Consider the following 26,321-nt stretch of genomic DNA (forward strand, 5'->3'; position numbering starts at 1 on the left):
GGGCGCGCGCATAAGCAAAGAGCCATTCGGTCTTTAATCGCTGCGAAGCGAACGGCTATAGTCACTGGCACAATGCCAACCCTCTGAACCCTAACAAGGAATGCTTCGTGAAAAAGCTATTCACCGCCTCGCTGCTGGCGGCCGGCCTGGCGCTGGGCAACTTGGCCCACGCCGCCCCGACCCTGTTGAATGTGTCCTACGACGTGATGCGTGACTTCTACAAAGACTACAACCCGGCCTTCCAGAAGCACTGGGAAGCCGAGCATGACGAGAAGGTCAACGTGCAGATGTCGTTCGGCGGCTCGAGCAAGCAGGCGCGCGCGGTGATCGATGGCCTGCCGGCCGATGTCATCACCATGAACATGGCCACCGACATCAACGCGCTTGCCGACATCGGCAAGCTGGTGCCGGACGATTGGGTCACCCGTTTGCCCAACAACAGCGCGCCGTTCACCTCGGCCACTGTGTTCATCGTGCGCAAGGGTAACCCCAAAGCCCTGAAAGACTGGCCAGACCTGCTCAAGGACGGCGTGCAGGTGATCGTGCCCAACCCGAAGACCTCGGGTAACGGCCGCTACACCTACCTGTCGGCCTGGGGCTATGTGCTCAAGCAAGGCGGTGACGAGGCCAAGGCCCGTGACTTCGTCGGCAAGCTGTTCAAGCAGGCACCGGTACTGGATACCGGCGGTCGCGCTGCTACCACGACCTTCATGACCAACCAGATCGGTGATGTGCTGGTGACCTTCGAGAACGAAGCCGAAATGATCGCCCGCGAATTCGGCCGCGACCAGTTCGAAGTGGTCTACCCGAGCGTGTCGGCCGAGGCTGAACCACCGGTCAGTGTGGTCGACAAGGTGGTAGCCAAGAAGGGCACCCAGGCCGTGGCCGAGGAATACCTCAAGTACCTGTGGTCGCCGGCAGCTCAGGAAATCGCCGCACAGAATTACCTGCGTCCGCGTGATGCAACGGTACTGGCCAAGTACACCGACCGCTTCCCTAAGGTCGATTTCCTGTCGGTGGAGAAAACCTTCGGCGACTGGCGCACCGTGCAGAAAACCCACTTCAACGATGGTGGCGTGTTCGACCAGATCTATACCAACCCGTAATCGCGTGCTGCCTTCACTTGAGCGCCATCATTGCGCCCAAGTGAAGCTTCCCGACTACATCAGGCTGGTGCTTCATCGCGAAACACCAAGGCCTTCAAGCCACCCGCCGGATCGGCATCCGGAAACTCCGGCGGGTTATCCAAACGCTCCACGAAAGCCAACGCTGGGGCCTGCTCCGCCATCCCGTCGATCAGAAACTGCGGCCCGATGCCCGGATCGTTCACGCACGCCAGCACAGTGCCACCCTTGGTCAGCAACTCTGGCAAGCGCCGCAGGATCTTCGCGTAATCCTGGGTCAGCACGAAACTGCCTTTCTGGAAGGTGGGCGGGTCGATGATGATCAAATCGTAAGGCCCGTACTTGCGCACCTTACCCCACGACTTGAACAACTCATGCCCCAGATACGCCACCCGTGATGCATCGTGGCCATTGAGCCGGTGGTTGTCGCGGCCACGCGAAAGCGCCGACTTGGCCATGTCCAGATTGACCACCTGCTCGGCACCGCCGGCGAGCGCCGCGACCGAAAAGCCGCAGGTGTAGGCGAACAGGTTGAGCACACGCTTGCCCGCCGACTGTTCACGTACCCATCGGCGGCCGTAACGCATGTCGAGGAACAGACCGTTGTTCTGCCGCACGCCCAGGTCGAGCAAATAGGTCAGGCCATCTTCGACCACTTCGCGCTGCTGGCACGGCTCGCCCCACAACCACTCACCCGGGCTGTCCGGCAAGTAACGGTGCTGGATGAGGATCGCTTGGCCGGTCCACTGCGGGCGCTCGGCGAGGGTGCGCAGCATGGCCTGCAGTTCAGCCAGCTGGCCTGCGGCTGGCTCACGGAACAGCGCTACCGACAGCACGCCCTGCAACCAGTCGACGGTGACCTGCTCCAGCCCCGGCCAGCAACGGCCGCGGCCGTGAAACAGGCGACGGGTTTCCTGCGGTGCGGGGTCGAGGGCGGTAAGCAGATGCTGTTCGAGGGTGTGGATCGGCGAAGTCATGGCGGGTCGCAAGCAAATAAAAGGAAGCATTCTACCCCGCGAGGCTGCTGGTGGGGCGCGCAACCGCGCCTCACTGGCCTTTGGCAGTGATCGGCGCCGAACGGAACCACCACCCCTGCTGCATGCCCGCCGCCGCCAGCAAGATCAACGCCACACCGAGCCATTGCAACGGCACCAGGCGGTGCCCAAAGGCCACCCAGTCGACCAGGATCGCGGCGATCGGGTAGATGAATGAAAGGGCGCCGGTCAATGCCGTGGGCAGGCGCTGGATGGCGCTGTACAGCAACACATACATCAGCCCGGTGTGCACCACGCCCAGCATCACCAGGCTGGCCAAGGCCGAGGGCTCGCCAGGCAGACCGCCCGGCTTGACCCACGGCGCCAACAGCAACACCCCGGTCGCTACCTGGATCAGGGCGATAAGATGCGGTGGCGTGCCGTTCAGGCGCTTGATGATCAACGCGGCAATGGCATAAAGAAACGCCGCCCCCAACGCCAGGGCAATGCCCAGCAGGTACTCTTCACCGCTGCCCTGCCCTGCGCCATGGGCGCTGACGATGGCCAGCATGCCGAGGAACGCCACGCTCAGCCAGGTGACCTTGGCCACAGTGATCTTCTCGCCCAGAAACACTGCCGCCAGCCCCACCAGCAGAAACGGCTGCACGTTGTACACCGCGGTGCCGATGGCGATCGACGCCCGCGAATAGGAGGCGAACAGCAACACCCAGTTGCCGACGATGGCCACGCCGCTGGCGATTGCCAAGAGCAAGGCCGTGCGGCTGATCACACCAGGTTTGAGAAAGCCGAGCGCCGCACAGACCAGCAGCAACGTGCCGGTGCCAAACACACACCGCCAGAACACCACTTCCAGGACCGGCTGCCCCGATACCAGCACGAACCAGCCGATAGTCCCGGAAATCAGCATGGCAGCGACCATTTCCAGCGAGCCACGGCGCAACGAACTGTCCATCTCACACCTCCCCTGACGATGACGGACAGTATGCAGAGGCTCGCAGTGGACCCTCCAGCGCATAACCAAGGAAAAATTCCTCCTCAGCCTTTACTATCAAGGCAAACCACCAATTTGCCCTTATGAGGCGTATATGACCGATGCCATCGACCAGCTCCTGATCAACGCCCTGATGGAAGACGCCCGCCGCTCACTCAAAGCGCTGGCGCACATCAGTGGCCTGTCTGCACCCAGCGTCAGCGAGCGCCTGCGCCGCCTGGAAGAGCGCGGCGTACTGCGCGGTTACACCGTGGATGTCGATCCGCGCTGCTTTGGTTACCAATTGCAGGCCATCGTACGCATTCGCCCGCTGCCCGGGCAGCTGCAGGAAGTGGAACGGCAGATCATCGCGATTCCCGAGTTCACCGAGTGCGACAAGGTAACGGGCGAGGATTGCTTCATTGCCCGGCTGCATGTGCGGTCGATGGAACAGCTCGACACCCTGCTCGACCGTATCAATGTGCTCGCTGAAACCAACACGGCGATCATCAAGAAAAGCCCGGTGAAGCGGCGCTTGCCGCCGATGAATTGAAGCGCCGAAAAACCTGACCCACACCTGTACACACAAACGTCACCTTAAGTGCCATTTTTGTGTGCATAAGTGCTAGCACTGCCCCAATACGTTACATACGTTGCGCAACTAAATCTGACCAAATGATCAACTAATTATGCATGAATAAAATTAAACCTGTTCAATTGGTCAACTTATAGTTAATTCAATTCATAAACTTAGCTTTCAAAGCGATAGCTTTGAAGTAAATGCAACTTGATGTACGTTCTCCGCCTGGCATGGAACTCGCTTTTGTGTGTTCGTGTTTTGTATACAAGTTGAACTAAACATAAATACACAAGAACCCGCGACGCCGACCCAACCCGGCCGCCGCGCCCAGAACCCAGTGATGCCAACGCTGGACTGACGAGATGGCGAGCCCGTGCGCATGCCCGCTCATCGCAGTCCACGTGCATCAGGAGCCTGCCGGAATGAGTACCAGCCTCGACCTTGCCCCTGAACTATCCGTCGCCAGCACCCACCCCTCGTCCTCCCTGGCCGGCCATGCGCCGCAACTTGAACTCAGCCCGCGCCTGCATAACCGCGACCTGGCGCCGACGCGTATCGAAGGCCGCCGCTGGGGGCGCTACAGCATCTTCGCGCTGTGGACCAACGATGTGCACAACATTGCCAACTACTCCTTCGCCATGGGCTTGTTCGCGCTTGGCCTCGGCGGCTGGCAGATTCTCCTGTCCTTGGCGATCGGCGCCGCGCTGGTGTACTTCTTCATGAACCTTTCCGGCTACATGGGGCAGAAGACCGGCGTGCCGTTCCCGGTAATCAGCCGCATTGCCTTCGGCATTCATGGCGCGCAAATTCCCGCGCTGATCCGTGCTGTGATCGCCATCGCTTGGTTCGGCATCCAGACCTACCTGGCTTCAGTGGTGCTACGCGTGCTGCTGACGGCGGTGTGGCCGCAACTCGCCAGTTATGACCAAGACAGCATCCTCGGCCTGTCGAGCCTGGGCTGGGTGTGCTTCGTGGCAATCTGGCTGGTGCAACTGGTGATCCTCGCCTACGGCATGGAGATGGTGCGCCGCTACGAGGCATTCGCCGGCCCGGTGATCCTGCTGACCGTCGCCAGCCTGGCGGTGTTCATGTACTTCAAGGCCGATGCGCGTATCGCCTGGTCGGTGGCCGAGCCGCTGACCGGGTACGAGATGTGGCGCAACATATTCGCCGGCGGCGCGCTGTGGCTGGCGATCTACGGCACCCTGGTGCTCAACTTCTGCGATTTCGCCCGTTCCTCGCCATGCCGCAAGACCATCCGCGTCGGCAACTTCTGGGGCCTGCCGGTGAACATCGTGGTCTTCGCGCTGATCACCGTGGTGCTGTGCGGCGCACAGTTCCAGATCAACGGCCAGATCATCGACAGCCCGACCCAGATCGTTGCCAGCATCCCCAATACGGCCTTCCTGGTCCTCGGCTGCCTGGCCTTCCTGATCGTCACCGTGGCGGTGAACATCATGGCCAACTTCGTCGCCCCGGCCTTCGTGCTGAGCAACCTGGCGCCGCGGCACCTGAACTTCCGCCGCGCAGGGCTGATCAGCGCCACCGTGGCCGTGTTGATCCTGCCATGGAACCTCTACAACAGCCCGCTGGTGATCGTCTATTTCCTGTCTGGCCTGGGCGCCCTGCTGGGCCCACTGTATGGGGTGATCATGGCCGACTACTGGCTGCTGCGCAAAGGCTGCATCAACGTGCCGGAGCTGTACAGCGAACATCCGGCCGGGGCTTACCACTACAGCAAGGGCATCAACCTGCGTGCCGTCGCCGCGTTCCTGCCGGCAGCGCTGCTGGCCATCGTCCTGGCGCTGGTGCCCAACTTCCATGCCATCGCGCCGTTTTCCTGGCTGATCGGTGCCGGCATCGCCGCCGCGCTGTACCTGCTGATCGCCCCTCGCAACCGTCAATACTCTGATGTCAGCGGCGAATGCATCGCCGTCGACCACAGCAGCCACTGATCAAGGAGCAGTGCTCATGCGTATTCTGATCGCCAACGTCAACACCACCGAAGCCATCACCGAGGCCATCGCCGAGCAGGCCCGCAGCGTGGCGGGCCCCGACACGCAGATCATCGGCCTGACCCCCTGGTTCGGTGCCGAGTCGGTGGAGGGCAATTTCGAGAGCTACCTGGCTGCCATCGCCGTCATGGACCGCGTGCTGGCTTATGAGGGGCCGTACGATGCCGTGATCCAGGCCGGCTACGGCGAACATGGCCGCGAAGGCCTGCAGGAACTGCTGAACGTGCCGGTGGTGGACATCACCGATGCCGCCGCCAGCACGGCAATGTATCTGGGCCACGCCTACTCGGTGGTGACCACCCTGGACCGTACCGTGCCGCTGATCGAAGACCGCCTGAGGCTTTCGGGGTTGTACGACCGCTGCGCCTCGGTGCGCGCCAGTGGCCTTGCCGTGCTGGAACTGGAGGAGGATCCACAGCGTGCAGTGCAGGCGATCGTCGAACAAGCCGAGCGGGCGGTGCGCGATGACAAGGCCGAGGTGATCTGCCTGGGCTGTGGCGGCATGGCCGGGCTGGATGAGCAGATTCGTCAGCGCACCGGGGTGCCGGTGGTCGATGGCGTGAGCGCGGCGGTGACCATTGCCGAGTCGTTGGTGCGGATGGGGCTGAGCACCTCCAAGGTGCGGACCTACGCCACCCCGCGGGCCAAGAAGGTAGTGGGCTGGCCGATGCGATTCGGCCGGTAAGCGCCAAGGCGCATTCCCGCCCCCACAGACCAGCAGCACCGTCGGCCCCTGGGGGCAGTCCAATTGGGCCGGCTTTCAGAAATTGGGCAAGTCGGTTGCTTCCACGGGTAAAGCGCAGGCCTGAAGAACTGCGCGGTCGCGGTGGGAGCCGGCTTGCCGGCGATAGGGCCAGCGCAGTCGCCTTGTCATCCAGGCCAAGCGCCGAGCACCCCCAAGGCCGACAGACCAGCAGCTCCAAACCCAGCAGCATCAACACTTGCCTGATGTTTCAGCTTGGTTGCCAGGAAAGTGACCACGAATCAGGTCGGGCAGCTGTGCGCGCCGCCATCCAGGCCTTGGCGTACGTTGCGGCTGAGCAGGCTGGCCTTGCCGTCGCGCCAGGTCAGGGTCAGTACATACAGGGTGTCGAAATCGTCGCCCTGCCAGTCCTCGGTGATCACCCGGTCCTCACCCAGCGCCTTGCCGGCGACGGTATTGATCAGCTCCGGCAAATAACCATGGGACCAGGCAGTGTAGACAGTGGCGTTGCGGTATTTGCCGCTGAGCAACTCATCCGCGAGCTCATCGGTATCGTTCGCACCGTAATCGATATTCACCGGCAAGCCGAGACGTATCGCGCTCGGGGTGATGGTCATCAGTGGGCGGATGTAGCTGTAACGCTGGTCATCGACGCCTTCCTCGACCTCTCGCGTCGGGTTGGCGGCGAAGACGAAATCGGCTTTGCCGAAGCGCTCGGGCAGCAGCCTGGCCAGGTCCAGCGCGCGGTTGAGGCCTTGGCAGTTCAACTGCCCCAACCCTTCGCCGGGTTTTTCGGCATGGCGCAGAAACACCAGGGTCTGGGTACCGTCGACAGGTTGAACGCGGTTTTCGACCACTTCCAGGGCCAAGGGCACCGCCGCAGCAGCGAGTGCTAGGCCCAACAGCAGATGGCGACGACGGCGAACAAACGTGGGCAACTTCATGAAGGCAGGCTCTTGTGGCAGACAATTTGGGTCGACCCGCCACACTGCCCTGAGGCCCAAGAGGCCCGGCATCCTTGTAGTGAATGCCATCCCTGGCTAACGAGTAGGGGTCAGAGTGCCCTCAACGCGTTTGGTTCCTCCCTGGGCAAGGCCTAGGGTAACCCACACATGTTGCGAAATTATTCCAAGCCTGCCAGCCGCGCCCGAGGCTCAGTCATCCCGCGTCAACACTTCGAGCAACTCGATCTCGAACGTCAGGTCCGAATTCGGTGGGATCGCACCCACGCTGCGCTCTCCATATCCCAGGTGCGCAGGCACCTGCAGCTTGCGTTTGCCCCCTACCCGCATGCCCATCAGGCCTTGGTCCCAGCCCTTGATCACCCGGCCCGTGCCAATCACGCACTGGAACGGTTTGCCGCGCGACCGGGACGAGTCGAACTCGCTGCCATCGGCCAGCCAGCCGGTGTACTGGGTGGTGATCAGGGCGCCTTTGACGGCAGCTTTACCGTCGCCTTCGACGAGGTCGGTGATTTGCAGTTCGCTGTTCATGGGCATGCTCCAAGGGTGACATTCAAGGCCGCCCTTTTCTCAGGAATGCACGGTATTGGCAAGCACCACTCACCCCAATTGCTCGAAAGCTTGCTGGCCCGTCAGCTCGGTAGTCTGGTTGGCAAAACAGTACCAGGCAGGTTTCTGCTCGACGAAGATCTGCAGGTCGAAATCCCAGGCCTCCTCGCCGTCCAGCAGGCCCACCGGCACCGCGTAGAAATCGTTGGCCTTGAGCCGGTAATACAGGTGAGTGCCGCAGCGCCCGCAAAAACCGCGCTGGGCCCAATCGGAAGAATCGTAGACGCTGGGCGAACGCCCTTCGATGACCGGTGGCTGGCTGCAGTGAACGACCAGCAATGGCCCCCCGGTCCACTTGCGGCACATGCTGCAATGGCAAGCGCTGATGTGGGTAGTGTCGACGGTGACGTGCAGCCGGGTTTCCCCACAAAGGCAACTGCCGTGCTTTTCCAGGGTCATGGTGAGGCTCCTTGCGTTGGGTGGAGGGCAAGTATAGATCGCCCCCGCACAACGGCTCGCAACCCCACCGGGCCGGTCAGACGAACACGTTGCCGCGTAGGTAGAGCGCCGCCCGCCCGCTGATGATCACTCGGCCATTGCCCGGCACTTCACAGTGCAGTTGGCCCTTGCGCGCACCACCCTGCTCACAGGTCAGGGTGCTCTTGCCCAACCGCTGCGCCCACAAAGGCGCAAGCGAAGTGTGCGCAGAACCTGTGACCGGGTCTTCATTGACACCCACTCGCGGGCCGAACCAGCGCGTGACGAAATCGTATCCGCGCCCGGGAGCAGTCACGGCGATACCCCGCACATCGAACGCCGACAAGGCGACGAAGTCCGGCTGCAGCGGGTCCAGAAGCGAGGCGTCATCGATCATCACTACATAGTCGTCGGACCGATACACCGCACTCGCCCCACTCAGCCCCAGTGCCTTGAGCAAACCGGCGGGCGCCTCGACGGCGGCCGGCTGCTTGGCCGGGAAGTCCATGGCCAGCAAGCCGTCGGCGCCTCGGCTTACCCGCAATTCACCGCTGCGGGTGTTGAAGCGCAGTACTTCAGCCTGCTCGCCCAACTGCTCGAACAGCACATAGGCCGATGCCAAGGTGGCATGGCCGCACAGGTCGACCTCCACCGCCGGGGTGAACCAGCGCAGGTCAAAGGTCTCCCCACTGCGCACGAAATAGGCGGTTTCGGAGAGGTTGTTCTCTTCGGCGATGCGTTGCAGCACGTCATCAGGCAGCCAGCTTTCAAGCGCAATCACGGCAGCCGGGTTGCCACCGAACGGTTCTGCGCTAAAGGCATCGACCTGAAAGATCTCGAGTTGCATGCGAACACTCCTTGTGGCCCAGCCAGCGCCGGGCAGAATTAAAAACGAACGTTACAGATGGACGGGTGTAAGTACCGGTTCGCCGGCAAAGAAGGCCTGTAGATTGCGCAGGACCAAGGCCACCGTGTCACGCGCCGCTTCAGGGGATTGCCCGGCCACATGCGGGGTGAGCACGGTATTGCCGAGGGCCTTCAAGGCATCGGGCACGGCCGGTTCGTCGTCGAACACATCAAGTGCTGCGCCTGCGAGTTGCCCGTGCTGCAGGGCACTTATCAGCGCCGGGGTATCCACAACGCTGGCACGGGCGATGTTCACCAGGTAGCCCTCGGGGCCCAGTGCCTCAAGCACCCGAGCATCGACCAGGTGGTGGGTATTGGTACCGCCCGGGGTGGCTACGACCAGAATGTCTACGGCATCGGCCAGGTGCAACGGGCTGTCGTACCAGGTGTAAGGCACGTCCTGGCGCGGCGTGCGGCTGTGATAGCAGACACTCATCTCGAAGCCCAGGCTGGCACGTTTGGCGATGGCCCGGCCAACTGCGCCCAAGCCGAGGATGCCGAGGCGCTTGCCACTTATCGAGGGGCTGATGACCCGGTTCCACGCACCGAGGCGGATACCGGCATCGGCGCGTGGAATGTCGCGCAGCAGGGCCAACAGTATCGCCAGGGTGTGGTCGGCCACGGCGGCGGCATTGGCACCGGCGCCATTGGTGACGGTGATGCCACGAGCAGCGGCGGCGGCCAGGTCGACCTGTTCGTAACCGGCACCGATCACGCAGATGATCTGCAAGTGGGGCAACGCTTGGATTTCAGCAGCGGTCAGGCCCAGCGGGCCGCGGGTAAGCACCGCATCGATTTCAGCGCCATGGCGGCGGATGGCGTCGCCACGCAGCTGCGCGGACGGTGCGCGAATCAGCCGGTAGCCAGCCTGCTCGAGCAGGGGCAGGTAATCATCGACGGTTTCCACCAACACCAGGACTGTCTTGCTCATGCACCCCTCCGGCTCTAATTCGAAGGGGCATTATGCGGAGTCGGCGGGCGGTACAGTCAATCGATAAATCGCGGGTAAACTGTACTGTATCGGTTGCTTGCTACTGGCCGTGCCGGCTTGCCGACGACACGGCCAGAAAACACAACGCGATTACTGAGCGAACGCCCGACCCAGCCCACCGGGTACACCACTGCTGTCGGTCTCCTGCCACGGGCCATCCGGGCTCAGAGACCAGCTCCAGCCATTGTCATAGCGGTAATAGGTGCGCTGCCGGTAGAACGTATTGGGTTTCTTCTCCAACACATAAACACCCAGTTTCGGATCCCAATGGCTGGCGCCCCCCGGTGGTGGGGCAAAGCTTGCTGAGGTCCGCGGCATCGGTTTGGGTGTCGCGGCCGGTTTGCTCGGCTGCGTGGAGGGTTGGCTACCCGGCAGCGGCTTGACCACCGGCCCCTTTTGCGCAGGCACCGTTTCGATCGGTGGGGCCGGCTGTTCGTACGGCTCGCGCACCGTACACGCAGACAAACCCACGGCGAGAGTGATCAGGGTCAGGCGGACGACGTTTCGCATGGCGGGTTCTCTTACCGGTCGGGGCTGTCGATGATCAGCAGTTGGGTGGCCTGGGTGGTGCTGGGCAGCGGTGCGCCTTGGCCGATCCACTCACCCTGGGTGGGCTGGCCAGCGCGCGATACCCGTGCAACCAGTTGGACTTCGGCAAAGTCGGACAGTTTCATCTGCGGCATCATCGCATCGGCGTCAGACAATTCGACCTCCAGCGGCAATTGGGCCACGGTCACCCGCTTGGCCGCCAGCGGCATGGGCGGGCCGTTGCTAGCCCGGGCGAAGATGAACACCGCATCGCCGGGCTGGACCTCATCCTTGAGCGCCGGGGCCAGCTCGACCCGGACCTTCAGGCGTGCTGCCAGCGGGGTCGCAGGCTTGCCAGCGTTGCCGCCCAGGCGCTCTGCCGCACGGTCGATGCCACCTTGCAAGGCCGCGCGCGAGGCGTCGCCTTCAGGCAGTTGCGCCAGCAGGCGGTTCCAGTAATCGATGGCTTCCTGGTAGCGCTCGCCTTCGAATGCCGCAATGCCGCGCAGGCCAAGGCTGGTCACTTCGTTAGGGTCGGCCTTGAGGGCCTCGTCGGTCAGCGCCTGCACCTGTGCGCTCCACTGCTTGTTGGCCGCGAAATACAGGGCCTGGGCCCATTGGCCCAGCAATTCGGGCTGGCGGCCGGCCAGGGCCACGGCGCGCTCGTAGGCTTTGGCGGCATCTGCCGGGCGCTGCTCGGCCATGTAGGCGCGGCCCAGGAAATACAGGCCCTCGGCCGAATCCGGCTGAGCCTGGACGGCGCGCTCCAGGCGCGTGGTCATTTCTTCCATCGTCTTGGGCGCCGCGGCGAACTCCTGGGTCAACTGCACTTTGTCCGCAGCACCAAAGTGCAGATACAGACCAAGCGCCACCACCGGCACCAGCACAGCGGCCAGCAGCGGCAGCACCCTGCCCAGGTGCCCCTGGCGCGGCGCTTCGGCGCCTTCGGTGTCGGCCAACAGTTCACGGGCGGCCTCATCACGGCCGCTGGCCAGTTGCGCGTCATCCAGCACCCCGGCGGCCTGCTGGGCAGCCAGTTCGGCGACACGTTCCTGGTACAGCGCCACGTTCAGCGCAGTACGGTCTTCTTCCTGCTGCTGGCGACGGCCACGCAGGATCGGGATCAGCAGAAAGCTGAGGGCGGCGAGCAGCAGCAGGCCCGCACCAAGCCAGAATTCAGTCATGGTTCTGTTCTTTTTCCAGCAGTTTGGCGAGACGTTCGCGTTCTTCGACGGACAGCTCCTGCGAGCCCGGAGTAGCTGGCACACGGCGCCGGCGGACAATCACCAACAGCACCGCAAAGCCACCGACCAGCAGAATGCCCGGGCCGAACCAGAGCAGCCAGGTACGCCCAGTGAGGGCTGGCTTGTAGCGCACAAAATCGCCATAGCGGTCGACCATGAAGTCGACGATCTGCTGGTTGCTCTTGCCTTCACCCAGCATGCGGAAAATCTCACGACGCAGGTCGGCGGCAATCGGTGCGTTGGAGTCGGCGATGTCCTGATTCTGGCATTTGGGGCAGCGCAGCTCTTTGGTCAGCTGCTGATAACGCTCACGCTCGGCGTCGTCGCGGAACTGGTAGGTATCGATCGCCGCCTTGGCCACGCCGGCCACGCCCAAAGCCAATACTGCGGCCGCAAGCCAGCGCTTCATGGTTTGGCCTCGTCGACCAGGCCCTGATACAGCGGCGCCAGTTGCTCGCGCCAGACGCCGGCGTCGACGACGCCCACATGCTTGTAGCGGATGATGCCCTTGGCGTCGATCAGGAACGTCTCCGGCGCGCCATAAACGCCCAGGTCCAGGCCCAGGCTGCCCTGTTCATCGCGAATATCCAGCTGGTAGGGGTTGTGGAAGTCGGCCAGCCACTTCTGGGCGGCAGCATTGTCGTCCTTGTAGTTGATGCCGTAGATCACCACGCCCTGCCCGGCAAGCTGGTTCAGGTAAGGGTGCTCGACCTTGCACGACGGGCACCAGGTGGCCCATACGTTGACCAGCGCCGGGCGGCCTTGCAGATCAGCCTGGGTCAGGGTGCGATCACCTTGGGTCGAGGCCAGGGAAAACGCCGGGAACGGTTTGCCGATCATTGCCGAGGGCAGCTCGTCGGGCTTGAGGAACAGGCCTTTGTAGAGGAAAACAGCCACCAGCAGGAATACCGCCAGTGGCACCACCATGATCCAACGCTTCATGCAGCTGCTCCAGACACGCCCAGGACATCACGCACCCGGGTCTTGACCTTGACGCGATAGCGCCGGTCGAGGGCCGCCAGCAAACCGCCCAGGCCGGTCAACAGACCGCCCAGCCAGATCCAGCGGACGTAAGGCTTGATATGCACGCGCACGGCCCAGGCGCCGTTGTCCAGCGGCTCGCCCAAGGCGACATACAGGTCGCGGGTGAAACCAGCATCGATGCCGGCCTCTGTCATCATCGACTGCTGCACGGTATAGAGGCGCTTCTCGGGGTGCAGCGTGGTCACTTCACGGCCATCGCGGCTGACCACGACGGTGCCCTTGTCGGAACTGAAATTCGGCCCTTCGAAGTGCTTGGCGCCCTGGAACAGGAACTGATAGCCCGCCAGTTCCACGCTTTCACCCGGCGCCAGGCGCAGGTCACGCTCGGCACTGTTGTTGCTCGACAGCACCACGCCAAGCGCGCACACCGCAAGCCCCAGATGCGCCAGTTGCATGCCCCAGTAGCTGCGCGTCAGGCCACGTACGCCTTTGGCCAAGCCCTTGTGGCGGGTCTTGTCGACAATGTCGCGCAACCCGCTGAGCACCACCCAGGCAGCCAGGGCAAAGGCGGTCAGGGTCGGCCAGTCGAAGTCGTCGACGATGAAACCGGCCACTGGCGCCAGCACTGCGCTGGCGATCAGTACCGGCGTCATCATGCTGGCCAACCACTTGCCAGGGGTGTCCTTCCAGCGCACCACCACGCCGACGCCGAGCACCACCATCAGCAGTGCCATCAGCGGCAGGAACAAGGCATCGAAATAGGGCGGGCCCACCGACAGCTTGGCCCCGGTCAGGGCATCGAGCACCAACGGGTAGAGGGTGCCGAGCAGGATCATCGCAGCGGCCACTACCAGCACCAGGTTGTTGGCCAGCAGCAGCGTCTCGCGCGACCACAGGGCAAAGCCCACCTGGCTTTTGACCACCGGGGCACGCAGGGCGAACAGGGTCAGCGAACCACCGACCACGAACAGCAGGAAGATCAGGATGAACACACCCCGTGACGGGTCGGAGGCGAAGGCATGCACCGAGGTCAGCACGCCGGAGCGCACCAGGAACGTCCCCAGCAGGCTCAGCGAGAACGCGGCGATCGCCAGCAGCACGGTCCAGCTCTTGAACACGCCACGCTTCTCCGTCACTGCCAGCGAGTGGATCAGAGCCGTGCCCACCAGCCAGGGCATGAAAGAGGCGTTTTCCACCGGGTCCCAGAACCACCAGCCGCCCCAGCCCAGTTCGTAGTAGGCCCACCAGGAACCCAGGGTGATACCCACCCCCAGGAAGGCCCAGGCGATGATGGTCCACGGCCGCGACCAGCGCGCCCAGGCAGCGTCCAGGCGGCCACCGAGCAAGGCGGCAATGGCGAAGGCAAAGGCCACCGAGAAGCCCACATAGCCCATGTACAGCATGGGCGGGTGGACGATCAGGCCGAAGTCCTGCAGCAGCGGGTTGAGGTCGCGGCCGTCAGTGGGCACTTGCGGCAGCAGGCGCTGGAACGGGTTGGACGTGATGATCAAAAAGCTCAGGAAGCCGACGCTGATCATGCCCATCACCGCCAGCACGCGGGCCAGCATCACCTGCGGCAGTTGCCGCGAAAACACCGACACGGCAAAGGTCCAGCCGCCCAGGATCAGCGCCCAGAGCAGCAGCGAACCCTCGTGCGCGCCCCACACGGCGCTGAACTTGTAGTACCAGGGCAAGGCGCTGTTGGAGTTGCTGGCCACATAGGCGACCGAGAAGTTGTCGGTCATGAAGGCATGAGTCAAACAGGCGAAGGCAAAGGCCAGGAAAGCGAATTGCCCCCAGGCCGCCGGCCGCGCCAGGCTCATCCACAGGCTATCGCCACGCCAGGCGCCGAGCAGCGGCACACTGGCCTGCACCGCGGCGAAGCAGATGGCCAGGATCATCGCCAACTGGCCAAGTTCGGGGATCACCAGTGCTGCGTTCATGGTCTGGCCTCCGTACCGGTGGCGGCCTGGCCGCTTTCCTTCAGGGCCTTGGTGACCTCGGGCGGCATGTACTTCTCGTCGTGCTTGGCCAGTACTTCATCGGCCACCACCACGCCTTCGGCGTTGACCTTGCCCAGGGCGACGATGCCCTGCCCTTCGCGGAACAGGTCGGGCAGGATGCCGCGGTAGGTGATCGGCACCGACTTGTTGAAGTCGGTGACCACAAAGCGCACGTCCAGCGAGTCGGACGAGCGCTGCACCGAGCCTTTTTCGACCATGCCGCCAGCACGGATGCGGGTGTCCAGCGGCGCTTCGCCATTGGCGATCTGGGTGGGCGTGTAGAACAGGTTGATGTTCTGCTGCAGTGCGCTCAAGGCAAAGCCGACGGCAACCCCGACACCGACCAGCAGGCCGACGATGAGCAACAGGCGTTTCTTGCGCTGCGGATTCACTGGTTGTTCTCCCGGCGCAAACGGCGCGCCTCTTCTTGCAGATAGCGACGACGGGCCAGCAGCGGCGCGGCGACATTCAGCGCCAGCACCGCCAGGCAGATGCCATAGGCCGACCACACGTACAGGCCATGGTGGCCCATGGCGAGAAAATCACCGAAGGTGGCAAAGCTCATTGTGCGGCCCTCCGCCCCAGGCTGTTCAACACTTCGTCCTTGACCCAACTGGCGCGCGCCTCGCGCTTGAGCACTTCAAGGCGCATGCGCAGCAACAGCACGGCACCGAAGAAGCAGTAGAAACCCAACACCGTACACAGCAACGGCAGCCACATTTCTGCGGGCATTGCCGGCTTTTCGGTGAGGGTGAAGGTGGCGCCCTGGTGCAGGGTGTTCCACCACTCCACCGAGTACTTGATGATCGGGATGTTGACCACGCCGACGATTGCCAGCACGGCGCACGCCTTGGCCGAGCTGTCACGATTACTGATCGCCTGGCCCAGCGCAATGATGCCGAAGTACAGGAAAAGCAGAATGAGCATGGACGTGAGGCGGGCGTCCCACACCCACCAGCTGCCCCAGGTCGGCTTGCCCCAGATGGCGCCGGTCACCAGCGCCACGGCGGTCATCCAGGCGCCGATGGGCGCGGCACATTGCAGGGCCACGTCGGCCAGTTTCATCTTCCACACCAACCCCACTACCCCGGCGACTGCCAGCAGCACGTAGCAGGACTGCGCCAGCATCGCCGCCGGCACATGAATGTAAATGATGCGGAAGCTGTTGCCTTGCTGGTAGTCCTGCGGGGCGAACGCCAGGCCCCAGGTGATACCGACCAGCAGCAGAAGCACGGCAGCGCCGGCCAGCCATGGCAGCATGCGGCCGCTGATGGCATAGAACCATTTCGGGGAGCCCAGCTTGTGGAACCACGTCCAGCTTATTTTCATCAGGGTACATCCAGGGTATTTGCCGGGCTTGAGAGCCCGCGACTCGTTATTCACCGACACTGATCTTCAGGCCGGCCGCTATCGCAAAGGGGGCCAGGGTTACAGCCAGGGCCGTCAGGCTGGCGAGCCAGAGCAGGTGGCCGGTGGCCGGCATATTCTGCAATGCCGCTTGCAACGCACCACTGCCCAGGATCAATACAGGGATATACAACGGCAGTATCAGCAACGCCAGTAACAAACCACCGCGCTTCAGACCGACCGTCAGTGCCGCGCCCACCGCACCCAGCAGGCTCAATACCGGCGTGCCCAGCAGCAGGGAGCCGAGCAGCACCGGCAGGCAATGGCTCGGCAGCCCCAGCATCAGCGCCAGCAGCGGCGCCAACAATACCAGTGCCAGCCCGGAAAAGGTCCAGTGCGCCAGCACCTTGGCCAGCACCAGCAACGCCAGCGGGTGCGGCGACAGCACCCACTGCTCCAGCGAGCCATCCTCGAAGTCGCTGCGGAACAAGCCGTCCAGCGACAGCAGCACTGCCAACAGTGCCGCTACCCAGACCAGCCCAGGCGACAAGGTTTGCAACAATTGGCTTTCCGGACCAACCGCCAAGGGAAACAGCGCAACGACGATGGCAAAGAACACCAAGGGATTGGCCAGCTCGGCAGGGCGACGGAACAGCAGGCGCGCTTCGCGACGCAACAGCGAAATGAATACGCTCATGCCGCCCATTGCCCCAGGTTCAGTTCACGGTAACCGTAGGGCTTGCGCTCCAGCGTGTGGTGGGTGGTCAGCACCACCGTACCGCCCTGCTCGCAGTGGGCCGCCAGGTGCGCTTCCAACTGAGCCACGCCTTGCTTGTCCAGAGCGGTGAACGGTTCGTCGAGAATCCACAGCGGCGGGCAAGCCAGGTGCAGCCGGGCCAGGGCCACGCGGCGCTGCTGGCCAGCGGACAGGGTGTGGCAGGGTACGTCTTCGAAACCGCGCAGCCCTACCGCCTCCAGCGCCGCCCAGATCGCCTCGCGGCTGGCCGGCTGGTGCAACGCGCACAGCCAGGTGAGATTTTCCTCGGCGCTGAGCAGGTCCTTGATGCCCGCAGCGTGGCCGATCCACAGCAGGATGCTGGCCAAAGCGTGACGCTGTTCGGCCAGTGGCTTGCCGCCCAGCAGAATCTGCCCGGCGGTAGGCTGCATCAAGCCGGCCAGCAGGCGCAGCAAGCTGGTCTTGCCGCTGCCATTGGGGCCGCTGATTTGCAGCATGTCGCCAGCGCCCAGCTCGAAATCGAGCTGCTCGAACAGCAGGCGCCAGTCGCGCTCGCAGGCCAAGCCTGCGGCTTGAAGGTGAAGGGTCACGGTTTCGCCTTATCATTGTAGGGCTTCGGGCCGTTGTTGGCTGCTACACGGGTGAACCCGCGTGGCAGCCAACACCGCTCCAGAGCCCTTGTGTCTCAAGTCGCCCCGCGCGCTGCCGTTATACTGGCAACCACCGGCGCGCGGCATTATTACACGCGCTGCCGCGCTGCCAAGAGGCCGGGCTCGACAGGTTGTATACAATCATGACTGAAATCAATAGTCTCGGCGCACAAACCGCGATCAACAGCCAAGCCATGAAGGCAGGCATGACCGGCGAACTGCTGCGTCTGATCCAGGCACAGCCCGGCCTGCTGGCCCCCGGCGAGACCGCGCAGGCCGAAGTCGTGTCGATGCGCCAGGCAGGCCAGGAGTTCCAGTTGGTGCTGCGCCTGATACAGGCCAACGGCGTGCAGACGCAATTGCAAGCCAATGCCAACCAGCCCCTGCCCCCCGGCAGCCAGGTCACCGTCACCCAGCCCGAAAGCAACCGCCTGGCAATCATGCTGCAGCAGGCCAACGCCAGCCAGATCGCCACCCTTACTCGCCTGGACACCAGCAAAGTACCCGTCGGGACCCTGCTGCAGGGCAAAGTCCTGACCAACCAGGCACTGGCCCAGGCGCCTGGCCAAGCGCCGATCTACCGGGCGCTGGTCAGCCTGCTCAACAGTGCACAGGCCGGCGCCACCTTGAGCGTCGACAGCCCGCGCCCACTGGCCATTGGCAGCCTGCTCAGCGCACTGGTGCAGGGTGACCAGTCGCTGCGTTTCGTGCCGCTCAGTGGCAGGCAGGACCAACTGAGCATTGCCCAGCAGCTGCTGACCCAGCAAAACCGCCAGGCCTCGCTGCCCGGCCTGCTCAACGCGCTGCAACAGCTGACCCGCGACCCGAGCGCCGATGGCGAACTGCGCGCCAGTGCCGAACGCCTGTTGGCGGGCCTGCCGGACGCCCGGCAACTGAGCGACGCCAAAGGCGTGGCCCAGGCGCTGAACAACAGTGGCGCCTTTCTTGAAGCGAAATTGCTCGGCGGCTTCCCCGCCAGCATCGCCACAGACCTCAAGGCACACGTGCTGCGCCTGGTTGCCCAAGCCCCGGTCCTGCCGGCGGGCAACCCCAACCTGGCACCCTCCAGCCTGGCCGTGACCATGCCGGCGCTGGCGCGCAGTGCCCTGGGCATGCTTGAACGGGTCAGCCCCAAGCCGCAGCCTGGGGCATTTCCGCTGCCATCGCGCTTGCTCAAGGCCCTGGAAGACGAAGGTGACCTGCAACAACTGCTGCGCCTGGCTGCTGCTGCCGTTTCACGCTTGCAAAACCATGCCATGAGCAGCCTGCAACAAACCGGCACGCTGGAAAACGGCAACCTGCAGACCACCTGGCAGACAGAAGTACCGATCCGCCACGGCCAGGAGTTCATCCCGCTGCAGGTCAAGATCCAGCGCGAGGAAACCCCGCAACAGCAGGCCGAACAACAACAGGAATCGCAAGACCCGCTGCAAGCCCTGTGGCGCCTGGAGCTCGCGTTCGACCTCTCGCCCCTTGGCCCGTTGCAAGTACAGGCACAATTGAGCCAAGGCCGCCTGAGCGGGCACCTGTGGGCAGAGCGCGAACCAACAGCCAGGCTCATCGACAGCCAGCTCGGTGCCTTGCGCAATCGCCTGCTGGAACGCGGCCTGGACGTCGGTGACCTGGAATGCCACCCGGGCATCCCCCCTCAAGGCCCGCGCACACGGGTGGAGCAACGCTGGGTAGACGAAAACGCATGACACAGAAACCAACACGCCAGGCCATTGCCCTGACCTACGACGGGCAGCAGGCCCCGACCCTCAGCGCCAAGGGTGACGATGCGCTGGCCGAGGCCATCCTGGCTTTGGCCCGCGAGCACGAGGTACCGATCTACGAAAATGCCGAGCTTGTGCGCCTGCTGGCTCGCCTTGAGCTGGGCGAACAGATTCCTGAAGCGCTGTACCTGACCATCGCCGAAATCATTGCCTTCGCCTGGCAACTGCGCGGCCGTGTGCCGGCAGGCTTCGCCGACGACCCGGCAGCGCCCCGTGACGTCACGCCAACGCCGCTGGGCCTGCCCACGGGTGGTAGCGTTACCTGACGCCGTTTGCCGCCCCGCTCCACCACCCTGTGCCCCTTCCTCGACAGAAGGGTATCCCCATGCAGCCCGCTCCCTCCCCCAGCCCGGCCCTGATCCGCCAGGCGTTGAAAGGTTTACCGCGCCCCGACCTGCTGGCCCAACAGGTACTTACCGACTGGCTCACCCCCCAGGGCGTGGCGCAATCGCCATTGCTGATCGACGTGGTCACGTTCCATTACCGGACCGAACCGGCGGGTGAAGGCCGCGCCAGTACCTATACCAAAGCGGTCATCACCCAGAAAATGAACCTGGTCGAAGCATTGCTCGCCAACTGGCAGGGCGAATCCGCGGCAGGCTACGGAGGTTTTCACTATGGCGACTGGGCAGGCCTCCCGCCACAGGACCCGTTGACCATCGTAGACAGGCTCGAGCCAATCGACCCGCTCTCCAACGCCTCGCCTTACCAAGTGTTCAACGGCTTGTACACGCGCACCGAGCCTGCCCGGTACGCACCGGACACGCGCTTGCCGATACGCGCCGAGGACTTTCAGACCGCGGCCTGGAAGCTGAATTTTCACACCCTGTTCAAACAGCAACTCGACACCTACTGGGAGCAGCAGCAAGCCCAGTACCGGCGGGCCATTCACATCGCCTTCATCGCCGCCTGCAACCGCCAGGTGGCGCAGGGAAGCCTGTCCGACGCCCAGCGCCGTCTGGTCTGGCGAGCTTGCGGCTTGCTGCCTTACGGCGACCTCAGTGTGTCGTTGCTCAACGTCTACGGTTACACCTCGACCGACATCCTGTACATCCAGCAGGGCACCAGCAGTGAGACCGTCCTGTACATCCCCGGCAACTCATCGCCCTTTCATGCATTCCCTGACGCCCAAGCCATGAAGCACTGGTTTGCCCGCCAGTGCCAGGCCGCAGACAAACGCAGGGCGATGCTGGGCCACTTCGCCCGCGCCGACTGGCCCGACGGCCTGGATTTCAGCGGCCTGCGCACGGCGTTGACGGGGCTGGGCCTGTACCCCGTCGCACATCGTTTCAGCGCCCATCACCCTGGCTTTGCCACCAGCGGCTACTGGGACCCGCAACAGATGATCGATTTCCGCCCAGATACCTATTCCCCTCCGATCACCAGCGACCTTTTCGAGCACCTGACCTTGCAGCGCAAGCAGCGCACCTATGCCGATGCCGACAGCCAGATCACCAGCAACCATGAGGTCGACAAGTCCCGATGGGGCAATTACCTCACGCTGGTCACCGCCCTGCTGGCGCCCCTGGTCATCGTCCTGCCCGAGCTTGCGCCGCTGCTGGTGATCGGTGGCCTGGGCCAATTCAGCCTGGGCCTCGACCAGGCCATCAATGGCAAGAGCCTGGAGAGCAAGAACGCGGGTGTCGCCGACCAGACGTTCGGCTTGTTCAACGCCCTGCCCGTGGCCGGGCAGGGCTTAGCCAGGGAGGCAGCGGTGTTTCGATACTCCCGTCCAGGGTTCTTCGGCTCCGCCCGCGTTGCGGATTTGCTGGGCGCCCCGGTCGGCGCGGCGCCTGTTGCCCAGGCGAGCGATGCGGTGGAGCTGGCATTCCGGGCCCCGGCGGTCGTGTCCTCCAGCAGCCTGGCGGCCGTGGTGACGCGCGTCGACGAAAACCTTGAGCACCGCTTCATGGCATGGCTGCAGACGCCCAAAGGCGTGGTCGGTGAATGGGTCGAGTATGAGTTTGCCAGCGACAGCTTCGTCCGCGCCCGAGACACGCACATGATCGCTCCGCTGCGCTGGCGGCTCGCCGACGGCCAGGACACAGCCCTGGCCCTGTCCACCCAGCGGCATATCGCCACCGACGTACAGCGCACCACCACCCTTCGGGCATTGGGTATCGACCTAGAGGTGCCCATCGACTACGCGCCTTATGAGCAACTGCAACGCACGCCGATCCCCCGGCTGATCAGCAGTGTCTGGTTGGGCGACAGTGTGTTGCAAGGCGAATTCCTCGAAGCCCTGGTGCACAACACGCGCGTGGCCCGCATCAGTGGTTACCGCTACCAGATACTGCTTTCGCAAAACGACCAACAGGTGTTTGAGCGCAACATGCTGCTGCTGCGCGCGCGCGCGGTAGGCGCACAGCTGCTGCCCCTGGAAACGCAAGGCTTCTTCCGGGAATTCGCCCATTCAGCCTACTACCCGCAATACCTGGCCGCCATCGCCGGCAATGGCGGACCCGGCCGCAACCTTGCCTCCGCTTGCGACATCCTGCGGTACCGGTTGCTCAAGCACTATGGCGGGCTTTACCTGGATGCCGACGATCGGTTGCTGGACGCCAGCAGCGGCCAGTTCAGCCCTCCCCTGGCCAACCTGACACTCAAGACCACGGAGGATGGCCTGCTGCTCTCGCCACCGGTGTCGAACGACCAGTTGGGCATGTACGTCAAATTCAACAGCAGCATGATTGGCAGCCACCCGGGCAACCCGACGCTGGACGCAATTTCTGAAGAAATCCTGCGCCGCTACGGCCTGGAGCCCGACTTCTACAACAGCCGCCCACACGCCCGCCAGGCGCCGCTGCTGTTCCAGGCCTATACCCGGCGCCTGAGTTTGTTGACCGGCCCAGCGGTGCTCAATGACGTAGTTGACCAACAGCTGCCGCTGCTCAAACAGCTGCGGGAAATCTGCCATCTGCTGATGTCCCCGGTCTACGACATCCATGCAACGCTCAACCTGCGCCGGTTCCACGCAGTGCTGCAGCAGCACGTTCCGCTCGACAGGGTTGCGCGCATTGGCCGCGAGCATAGCTGGGCCTACACCTGAGCGATCCACTGGCGGTTCGCCCGACTCGGCCCGGTTTGCCCAGGTTAGCGAACCCTGCGATGTACCTACATAAATAGCGCCATTCCTACCTGCACGCAGGTCACCTTGGCCAGCCCTTACAGACTCAAAGGTGACCGTCATGACGACCCAGTACATCAATGCCAAGGGCACGCAATTCGTGCGCGACAGCCTTGCCGGCTTTCCGCGCCCGGACCGCGCGGCAGCCGACGCCATACGCCAGTGGGCCCACCAGCGCGCCATGGACCTGGACCCGGACCGCGTCGACGCAGTGACCCTCCACTACCAGTTCAACCCCAAGCTCGGCTGGATTGCGATCGTCGCGCAAAAGATGACCCTGACCCAGGCGGTACTCTCGAACTGGCAGGGCGAGTCGGCCAACAACTGGCTGGGGGCGGCGCTCCATGCCCCATGGGCTGGCGAACTGCCCGAAGGGCCACTGACCATCGTCCAGACGCTGCGCGAGCGCGGCCTGTTTGACTACCATGCCCCCTACAGCATCTACAACGGGCTGTTCAGGCACAGCGACCAGCCGCTATACAACGCAGATACGCATGTAGCGCTGGCGGCCGAGCAATTCCAGTCGTTCGTCTGGGGCCTGGACTTGCAGGTGCAGTACAAGTCGATGCTCGACCGCTACTGGGATGCCAACCTGGACCGCTACCGTGTCAGCGCCAAGATCAACTTCATCGCCGCATGCAACAAGCAAGTCACCGAGGGCAGCCTGAGTGATGCCGGCAGACAGCTGGCCTGGCAGGCGTGCGGCGTGCAGGCTTCATCGCCGACGGCGCCCAGTGACGGCAAAACCAGCAGCAAACCGAGGCTGCGCGCCCGGTGGCTGAACGTCTATGGCTACCGCGCCACTGACCTGCTGTGCCTGTACGACGCCGTCAGCGGCCTGGTCTTGCTCTACATTCCGGGTAACGCCTCGCCCCTGCACGAATTCAGCGACAAACAAGCCATGCTGGACTGGTTTGCCCACCAGTGCCGCGACCCTCGCACGCGCGATGCCTTGCAGGACCACTTCGCCCTGGCCGATCGCGAAGACGGTTTGAGTTACAGCGGCCTTCACACCGCCCTATGCGGCCTGGGCAGCTACCCAGCCCCCTATCACCTCGACAGCAACCGCCCCGGTTTCACGGTGCAAGGCATCTGGCCCCCCCAGGACTACATCAACTACAAGGCCAAGGAATACAGCCCCCTGATCGAAGGCGACCTGTTCCTTTCCCTTGCCAGGCGCCAGAAGCAGCGCAGTTACCAAGACGCACACTTCATCATCACCAGCGACAGCGAAGTGACCAAGGCCAAATGGCGCGGCTACTTGAATTCGGCAATCAACCTGCTGGCCCCCTTGGCCCTGGTGGTGCCCGAGCTCGCCCCGCTGTTCGCCCTCGGCGGCATCGCCCAGTTTGGCCTGGGGTTGGACCAGGCCATCCACGCCAAGACCGCCCAGCAAAGCGCCGAAGGCGTCAGCATGTCGGTGTTCGGGGTGCTCAATGCAGCACCGCTGGTGACTGTCGGGCTGTCCAGGGCACCGGTGCTGCTGCGCTTGAAGCGTGACGGCTTCGTGGTGCCCAGCAGGGTCAACGAACAGATCGGCTACCCCTTGAGCCCCCTCGACCCACCGCATCTGGCGCTGGCCGATGTGGCGGATTTTCTCCAGACCACAGACCCCATTGCACCGCTGCCCGGTGGCGACGACGCTGTGGCCGGTGCAGTGGTGAGGATCCCGCGCTACGACGGTTCGGCCGACCTGCTTACGGCGATGATCGGCGGTTATCATGAGCATATGTTCTACGACATGCAGGCCGATGCCTTTGGCCTGGAGAGCGGCCTCAATGAGGTTGAGCCCACCTACTACATCGCAGCGCCAGGCTCGCTCAATCTGGTCGAGGTGGATGCCCGAACGCGGCAGGTTACCGATCAGATGCGCATGGCGACCCTGCGTGCATTGGGCGTCGATCTGCACCTGCCCGTCGCCCTGCCGGCCTTGCGCACCGAAGCACTGCGGCCCATCCCTAAACAGGTGATGAACCTTTGGGTGGGCGACAAGGTGATCGAGCAAAGCCTGATCGACACTATCGCCCGCAACGCCCGCACGCTGCAGAACACCCAGTATGTTCATCGCCTGTATCTTTCCAGGGCCGAGCCAGGTGCCTTCCAGGCCAACCTGCGGCTGTTGACGGCGCATGCGCCCGGGGTGGAGGTCATGCCGCTTGAGGACCAGCCGTTCTATAAACGCTTCAGCGAGAGTGCCAACTTCGCCCAATACCAGGCGGCGATTCAAGGCAATGGTGGGGTGGCGAGCAACTTTTCGTCGGCGTCGGACGTTTTGCGCTATGCCCTGCTGGATCAGGAAGGTGGCCTGTACATGGACGTCGACGACACCCTGCTGGCGCCTGGCGAATACCCGGTGTCAATCGACGGCGCCCCCAGGGGCACGCCGGGAGAGCACTTGGATGACGTGGTACTCGCCACCACTGAAAATGGGCTGCTGCTGCACCCGGCGGTATCCAATGAAAGATTGGGCATGAACTGCCTCTACAACGGCAGCCTGGTAGGCAGCCATGCAGATAACCCGACGCTCAGGGCAATCCTGGAGGAAATGCAGGCGCGCTTCGAGCAAGCGCCGGGCTTCTACAACAGCAGGCCCTCCCTGCACACCGACCCGCAAGCTTTCTATGGTTATGCTCAGACGCTGAGCCGCCTCACCGGGCCGAGGTTGCTCACCGACGTGGTCGACCGGCTGTTGCCTGAGCTGGGCGTGATGCGTCAGATCATCAACCTGTATGCGTTCCCCCGCACCAACTCCTGGCAGTTCGTCAGCCTTGTGGAGTTTGAGGCAGCGCAACGGCAGCTGCTTCCACTCAACCGCATCGCCAGGATCGGCGGATACAATTCTTGGGCCAGGCCCTGAGCGCAGGCTCAGCAAGCACCTGCTGCCTCAGGTCCGATGCCAGCCAGGCAAGCGATTTGGGGCCGCTGTGCGGCCCATCGCCGGCAAGCCGGCCACCGGGTGGTGACAGTCCTTGAGGTCTGTGCTGCATATCCCACAGAGTTGAACTGTGACAATCCTTGAGGTCCGTGCTGCATCTAACACAGGGTTGGGCTGTGACAATCCTTGAGGTCTGTGCTGCATCTACCACAGGGTTGGACTGTGACAGTCCTTGAGGCCTGCGCCGTATCTCCCAAAGGGTGGAATGCCGCAGTCCTTCAGGCCTGCGCCGTACCTGTGGGAGCTGGCTTGCCGGCGATGGGCTGCGCAGCAGCCCTGATTACGCCTACCGACTGGCACTCACCTCAGGTCGCCTTTTCACGCTACTCGCCACGATGCAACTTGCTCATCAGCTCGGCCTCGGCCTGGGTCAAACCGCAGCTTTCGGTCAGCTCCGACACACTCGCCCCCATCCCTACCAGTTTTGCCGCCTGGCTGAAGGTTACATCGCTCGGGTCACGTTGCTCCAGACGCTCCAGCCGGTCTGGCAAGGTCGCCACTACCGCGCGCAGCTCATGGATGGCTTCACCCATGCGCACGGTACCGTTCTGGTAATCATCCAGGCGCTTGGCCAGGTCCTTGATGCGCTGGTCACGCACGGCATCGCCCTGGGCCTGCTGGGCGGCGAGCTCGCGCTGGCGCTTGCTGTAGTTGAGGAAAAACCACAGGCTCAGCGCCCACAACAGCGCCAGGAAGATGACAGCAACCTCGAAAATCAAC

General features: G+C 63.6%; 26 protein-coding genes. 8 read left to right on the forward strand and 18 right to left on the reverse strand.

Annotation, left to right across the window (positions count from 1 at the left end; translation table 11 throughout):
- Positions 1-107 precede the first annotated feature (107 nt).
- Positions 108-1,106: a sulfate ABC transporter substrate-binding protein gene (locus ABRP30_RS19760; RefSeq protein ID WP_241804534.1), complete on the forward strand. Its 999-nt coding sequence runs from the start codon at positions 108-110 to the stop codon at positions 1,104-1,106.
- Positions 1,107-1,165: 59 nt separating this feature from the next.
- Here the strand turns inward: ABRP30_RS19760 and ABRP30_RS19765 are convergent, their stop codons facing one another.
- Together ABRP30_RS19765 and ABRP30_RS19770 are read right to left on the reverse strand one after the other, a co-directional pair.
- Entirely contained in the window at positions 1,166-2,101 is a 936-nt protein-coding gene (locus ABRP30_RS19765; protein ID WP_267817639.1) for a class I SAM-dependent methyltransferase, read from the reverse strand.
- A 70-nt stretch (positions 2,102-2,171) separates the two neighbouring features.
- Positions 2,172-3,071: a DMT family transporter gene (locus ABRP30_RS19770; RefSeq protein WP_349976144.1), complete on the reverse strand. Its 900-nt coding sequence runs from the start codon at positions 3,069-3,071 to the stop codon at positions 2,172-2,174.
- A gap of 133 nt (positions 3,072-3,204) precedes the next feature.
- On the opposite strand from ABRP30_RS19770, the gene ABRP30_RS19775 reads away from it, so the two are divergent.
- The 3 genes from ABRP30_RS19775 to ABRP30_RS19785 all read left to right on the forward strand — a co-directional run bounded on the left by ABRP30_RS19775 (position 3,205) and on the right by ABRP30_RS19785 (position 6,369).
- Complete coding sequence (locus ABRP30_RS19775; RefSeq protein ID WP_241804537.1) at positions 3,205-3,642, forward strand: Lrp/AsnC family transcriptional regulator; 438 nt, start codon at positions 3,205-3,207, stop codon at positions 3,640-3,642.
- Positions 3,643-4,091: 449 nt separating this feature from the next.
- Positions 4,092-5,624, forward strand: a complete 1,533-nt coding sequence (locus ABRP30_RS19780) for an NCS1 family nucleobase:cation symporter-1 (protein WP_349976145.1) — start codon at positions 4,092-4,094, stop codon at positions 5,622-5,624.
- A 16-nt stretch (positions 5,625-5,640) separates the two neighbouring features.
- Positions 5,641-6,369 carry an aspartate/glutamate racemase family protein gene (locus tag ABRP30_RS19785; protein WP_349976146.1) on the forward strand — a complete coding sequence of 243 codons (729 nt, stop codon included), beginning with the start codon at positions 5,641-5,643 and terminating at the stop codon, positions 6,367-6,369.
- Between the two features lie 299 nt (positions 6,370-6,668).
- On the opposite strand, the gene ABRP30_RS19790 is transcribed toward ABRP30_RS19785, so the two are convergent.
- The 15 genes from ABRP30_RS19790 to ccmA form a co-directional block, all read right to left on the reverse strand.
- Complete coding sequence (locus ABRP30_RS19790) at positions 6,669-7,331, reverse strand: histidine phosphatase family protein (protein WP_267817644.1); 663 nt, start codon at positions 7,329-7,331, stop codon at positions 6,669-6,671.
- A 210-nt stretch (positions 7,332-7,541) separates the two neighbouring features.
- Positions 7,542-7,880: an FKBP-type peptidyl-prolyl cis-trans isomerase gene (locus ABRP30_RS19795; protein ID WP_241804541.1), complete on the reverse strand. Its 339-nt coding sequence runs from the start codon at positions 7,878-7,880 to the stop codon at positions 7,542-7,544.
- 69 nt (positions 7,881-7,949) lie between these two features.
- The gene (locus ABRP30_RS19800) at positions 7,950-8,357 is read right to left on the reverse strand and encodes a GFA family protein (RefSeq protein WP_349976147.1); all 408 of its coding nucleotides are present in this window, start codon (positions 8,355-8,357) and stop codon (positions 7,950-7,952) included.
- A 76-nt stretch (positions 8,358-8,433) separates the two neighbouring features.
- A complete protein-coding gene (locus ABRP30_RS19805; protein ID WP_267817649.1) occupies positions 8,434-9,222 on the reverse strand; it encodes a PhzF family phenazine biosynthesis protein in 789 nt (262 codons plus the stop codon).
- Positions 9,223-9,273: 51 nt separating this feature from the next.
- Positions 9,274-10,212, reverse strand: coding sequence for a 2-hydroxyacid dehydrogenase (locus tag ABRP30_RS19810; protein ID WP_267817652.1), 939 nt, complete (start codon positions 10,210-10,212; stop codon positions 9,274-9,276).
- Between the two features lie 150 nt (positions 10,213-10,362).
- Complete coding sequence (locus tag ABRP30_RS19815) at positions 10,363-10,782, reverse strand: hypothetical protein (RefSeq protein WP_267817654.1); 420 nt, start codon at positions 10,780-10,782, stop codon at positions 10,363-10,365.
- Positions 10,783-10,793: 11 nt separating this feature from the next.
- Positions 10,794-11,984: a c-type cytochrome biogenesis protein CcmI gene (gene ccmI, locus ABRP30_RS19820; RefSeq protein ID WP_267817656.1), complete on the reverse strand. Its 1,191-nt coding sequence runs from the start codon at positions 11,982-11,984 to the stop codon at positions 10,794-10,796.
- Positions 11,977-12,453 carry a cytochrome c-type biogenesis protein gene (locus ABRP30_RS19825; protein WP_349976148.1) on the reverse strand — a complete coding sequence of 159 codons (477 nt, stop codon included), beginning with the start codon at positions 12,451-12,453 and terminating at the stop codon, positions 11,977-11,979. Before ABRP30_RS19825 ends, ccmI begins: the two co-directional genes overlap by 8 nt.
- The gene (locus ABRP30_RS19830; RefSeq protein WP_349976149.1) at positions 12,450-12,986 is read right to left on the reverse strand and encodes a DsbE family thiol:disulfide interchange protein; all 537 of its coding nucleotides are present in this window, start codon (positions 12,984-12,986) and stop codon (positions 12,450-12,452) included. The genes ABRP30_RS19825 and ABRP30_RS19830 overlap by 4 nt, the downstream gene beginning before the upstream one ends.
- Complete coding sequence (locus ABRP30_RS19835; protein ID WP_241804688.1) at positions 12,983-14,956, reverse strand: heme lyase CcmF/NrfE family subunit; 1,974 nt, start codon at positions 14,954-14,956, stop codon at positions 12,983-12,985. The genes ABRP30_RS19830 and ABRP30_RS19835 overlap by 4 nt, the downstream gene beginning before the upstream one ends.
- Before the next feature lie 11 nt (positions 14,957-14,967).
- Positions 14,968-15,423, reverse strand: a complete 456-nt coding sequence (gene ccmE / locus ABRP30_RS19840) for a cytochrome c maturation protein CcmE (protein ID WP_241804549.1) — start codon at positions 15,421-15,423, stop codon at positions 14,968-14,970.
- Complete coding sequence (gene ccmD, locus ABRP30_RS19845) at positions 15,420-15,596, reverse strand: heme exporter protein CcmD (RefSeq protein ID WP_012273475.1); 177 nt, start codon at positions 15,594-15,596, stop codon at positions 15,420-15,422. The genes ccmE and ccmD overlap by 4 nt, the downstream gene beginning before the upstream one ends.
- Positions 15,593-16,360: a heme ABC transporter permease gene (locus tag ABRP30_RS19850; protein ID WP_241804550.1), complete on the reverse strand. Its 768-nt coding sequence runs from the start codon at positions 16,358-16,360 to the stop codon at positions 15,593-15,595. The genes ccmD and ABRP30_RS19850 overlap by 4 nt, the downstream gene beginning before the upstream one ends.
- A 46-nt stretch (positions 16,361-16,406) precedes the next feature.
- Positions 16,407-17,075 carry a heme exporter protein CcmB gene (gene ccmB, locus ABRP30_RS19855; protein WP_241804551.1) on the reverse strand — a complete coding sequence of 223 codons (669 nt, stop codon included), beginning with the start codon at positions 17,073-17,075 and terminating at the stop codon, positions 16,407-16,409.
- Positions 17,072-17,704, reverse strand: a complete 633-nt coding sequence (ccmA, locus tag ABRP30_RS19860) for a cytochrome c biogenesis heme-transporting ATPase CcmA (protein ID WP_241804552.1) — start codon at positions 17,702-17,704, stop codon at positions 17,072-17,074. The genes ccmB and ccmA overlap by 4 nt, the downstream gene beginning before the upstream one ends.
- A gap of 203 nt (positions 17,705-17,907) precedes the next feature.
- Here ccmA and ABRP30_RS19865 point away from each other — a divergent pair, with 203 nt between their 5' ends.
- The 4 genes from ABRP30_RS19865 to ABRP30_RS19880 all read left to right on the forward strand — a co-directional run bounded on the left by ABRP30_RS19865 (position 17,908) and on the right by ABRP30_RS19880 (position 25,523).
- Positions 17,908-19,464, forward strand: a complete 1,557-nt coding sequence (locus ABRP30_RS19865) for a flagellar hook-length control protein FliK (protein ID WP_349976150.1) — start codon at positions 17,908-17,910, stop codon at positions 19,462-19,464.
- Complete coding sequence (locus ABRP30_RS19870; protein ID WP_241804554.1) at positions 19,461-19,805, forward strand: EscU/YscU/HrcU family type III secretion system export apparatus switch protein; 345 nt, start codon at positions 19,461-19,463, stop codon at positions 19,803-19,805. The genes ABRP30_RS19865 and ABRP30_RS19870 overlap by 4 nt, the downstream gene beginning before the upstream one ends.
- A gap of 59 nt (positions 19,806-19,864) precedes the next feature.
- Entirely contained in the window at positions 19,865-22,588 is a 2,724-nt protein-coding gene (locus ABRP30_RS19875) for a dermonecrotic toxin domain-containing protein (RefSeq protein WP_349976151.1), read from the forward strand.
- Positions 22,589-22,727: 139 nt separating this feature from the next.
- Positions 22,728-25,523 (forward strand): dermonecrotic toxin domain-containing protein, encoded by a 2,796-nt coding sequence (locus ABRP30_RS19880; protein ID WP_349976152.1) that lies wholly within the window; start codon positions 22,728-22,730, stop codon positions 25,521-25,523.
- Between the two features lie 401 nt (positions 25,524-25,924).
- Here the strand turns inward: ABRP30_RS19880 and ABRP30_RS19885 are convergent, their stop codons facing one another.
- Positions 25,925-26,320, reverse strand: coding sequence for a DUF2802 domain-containing protein (locus ABRP30_RS19885; RefSeq protein WP_241804557.1), 396 nt, complete (start codon positions 26,318-26,320; stop codon positions 25,925-25,927).
- Position 26,321 lies beyond the last annotated feature (1 nt).

The sequence above is a fragment of the Pseudomonas sp. WHRI 8519 genome, from assembly GCF_040224055.2.
Lineage (GTDB): Bacteria > Pseudomonadota > Gammaproteobacteria > Pseudomonadales > Pseudomonadaceae > Aquipseudomonas > Aquipseudomonas putida_X.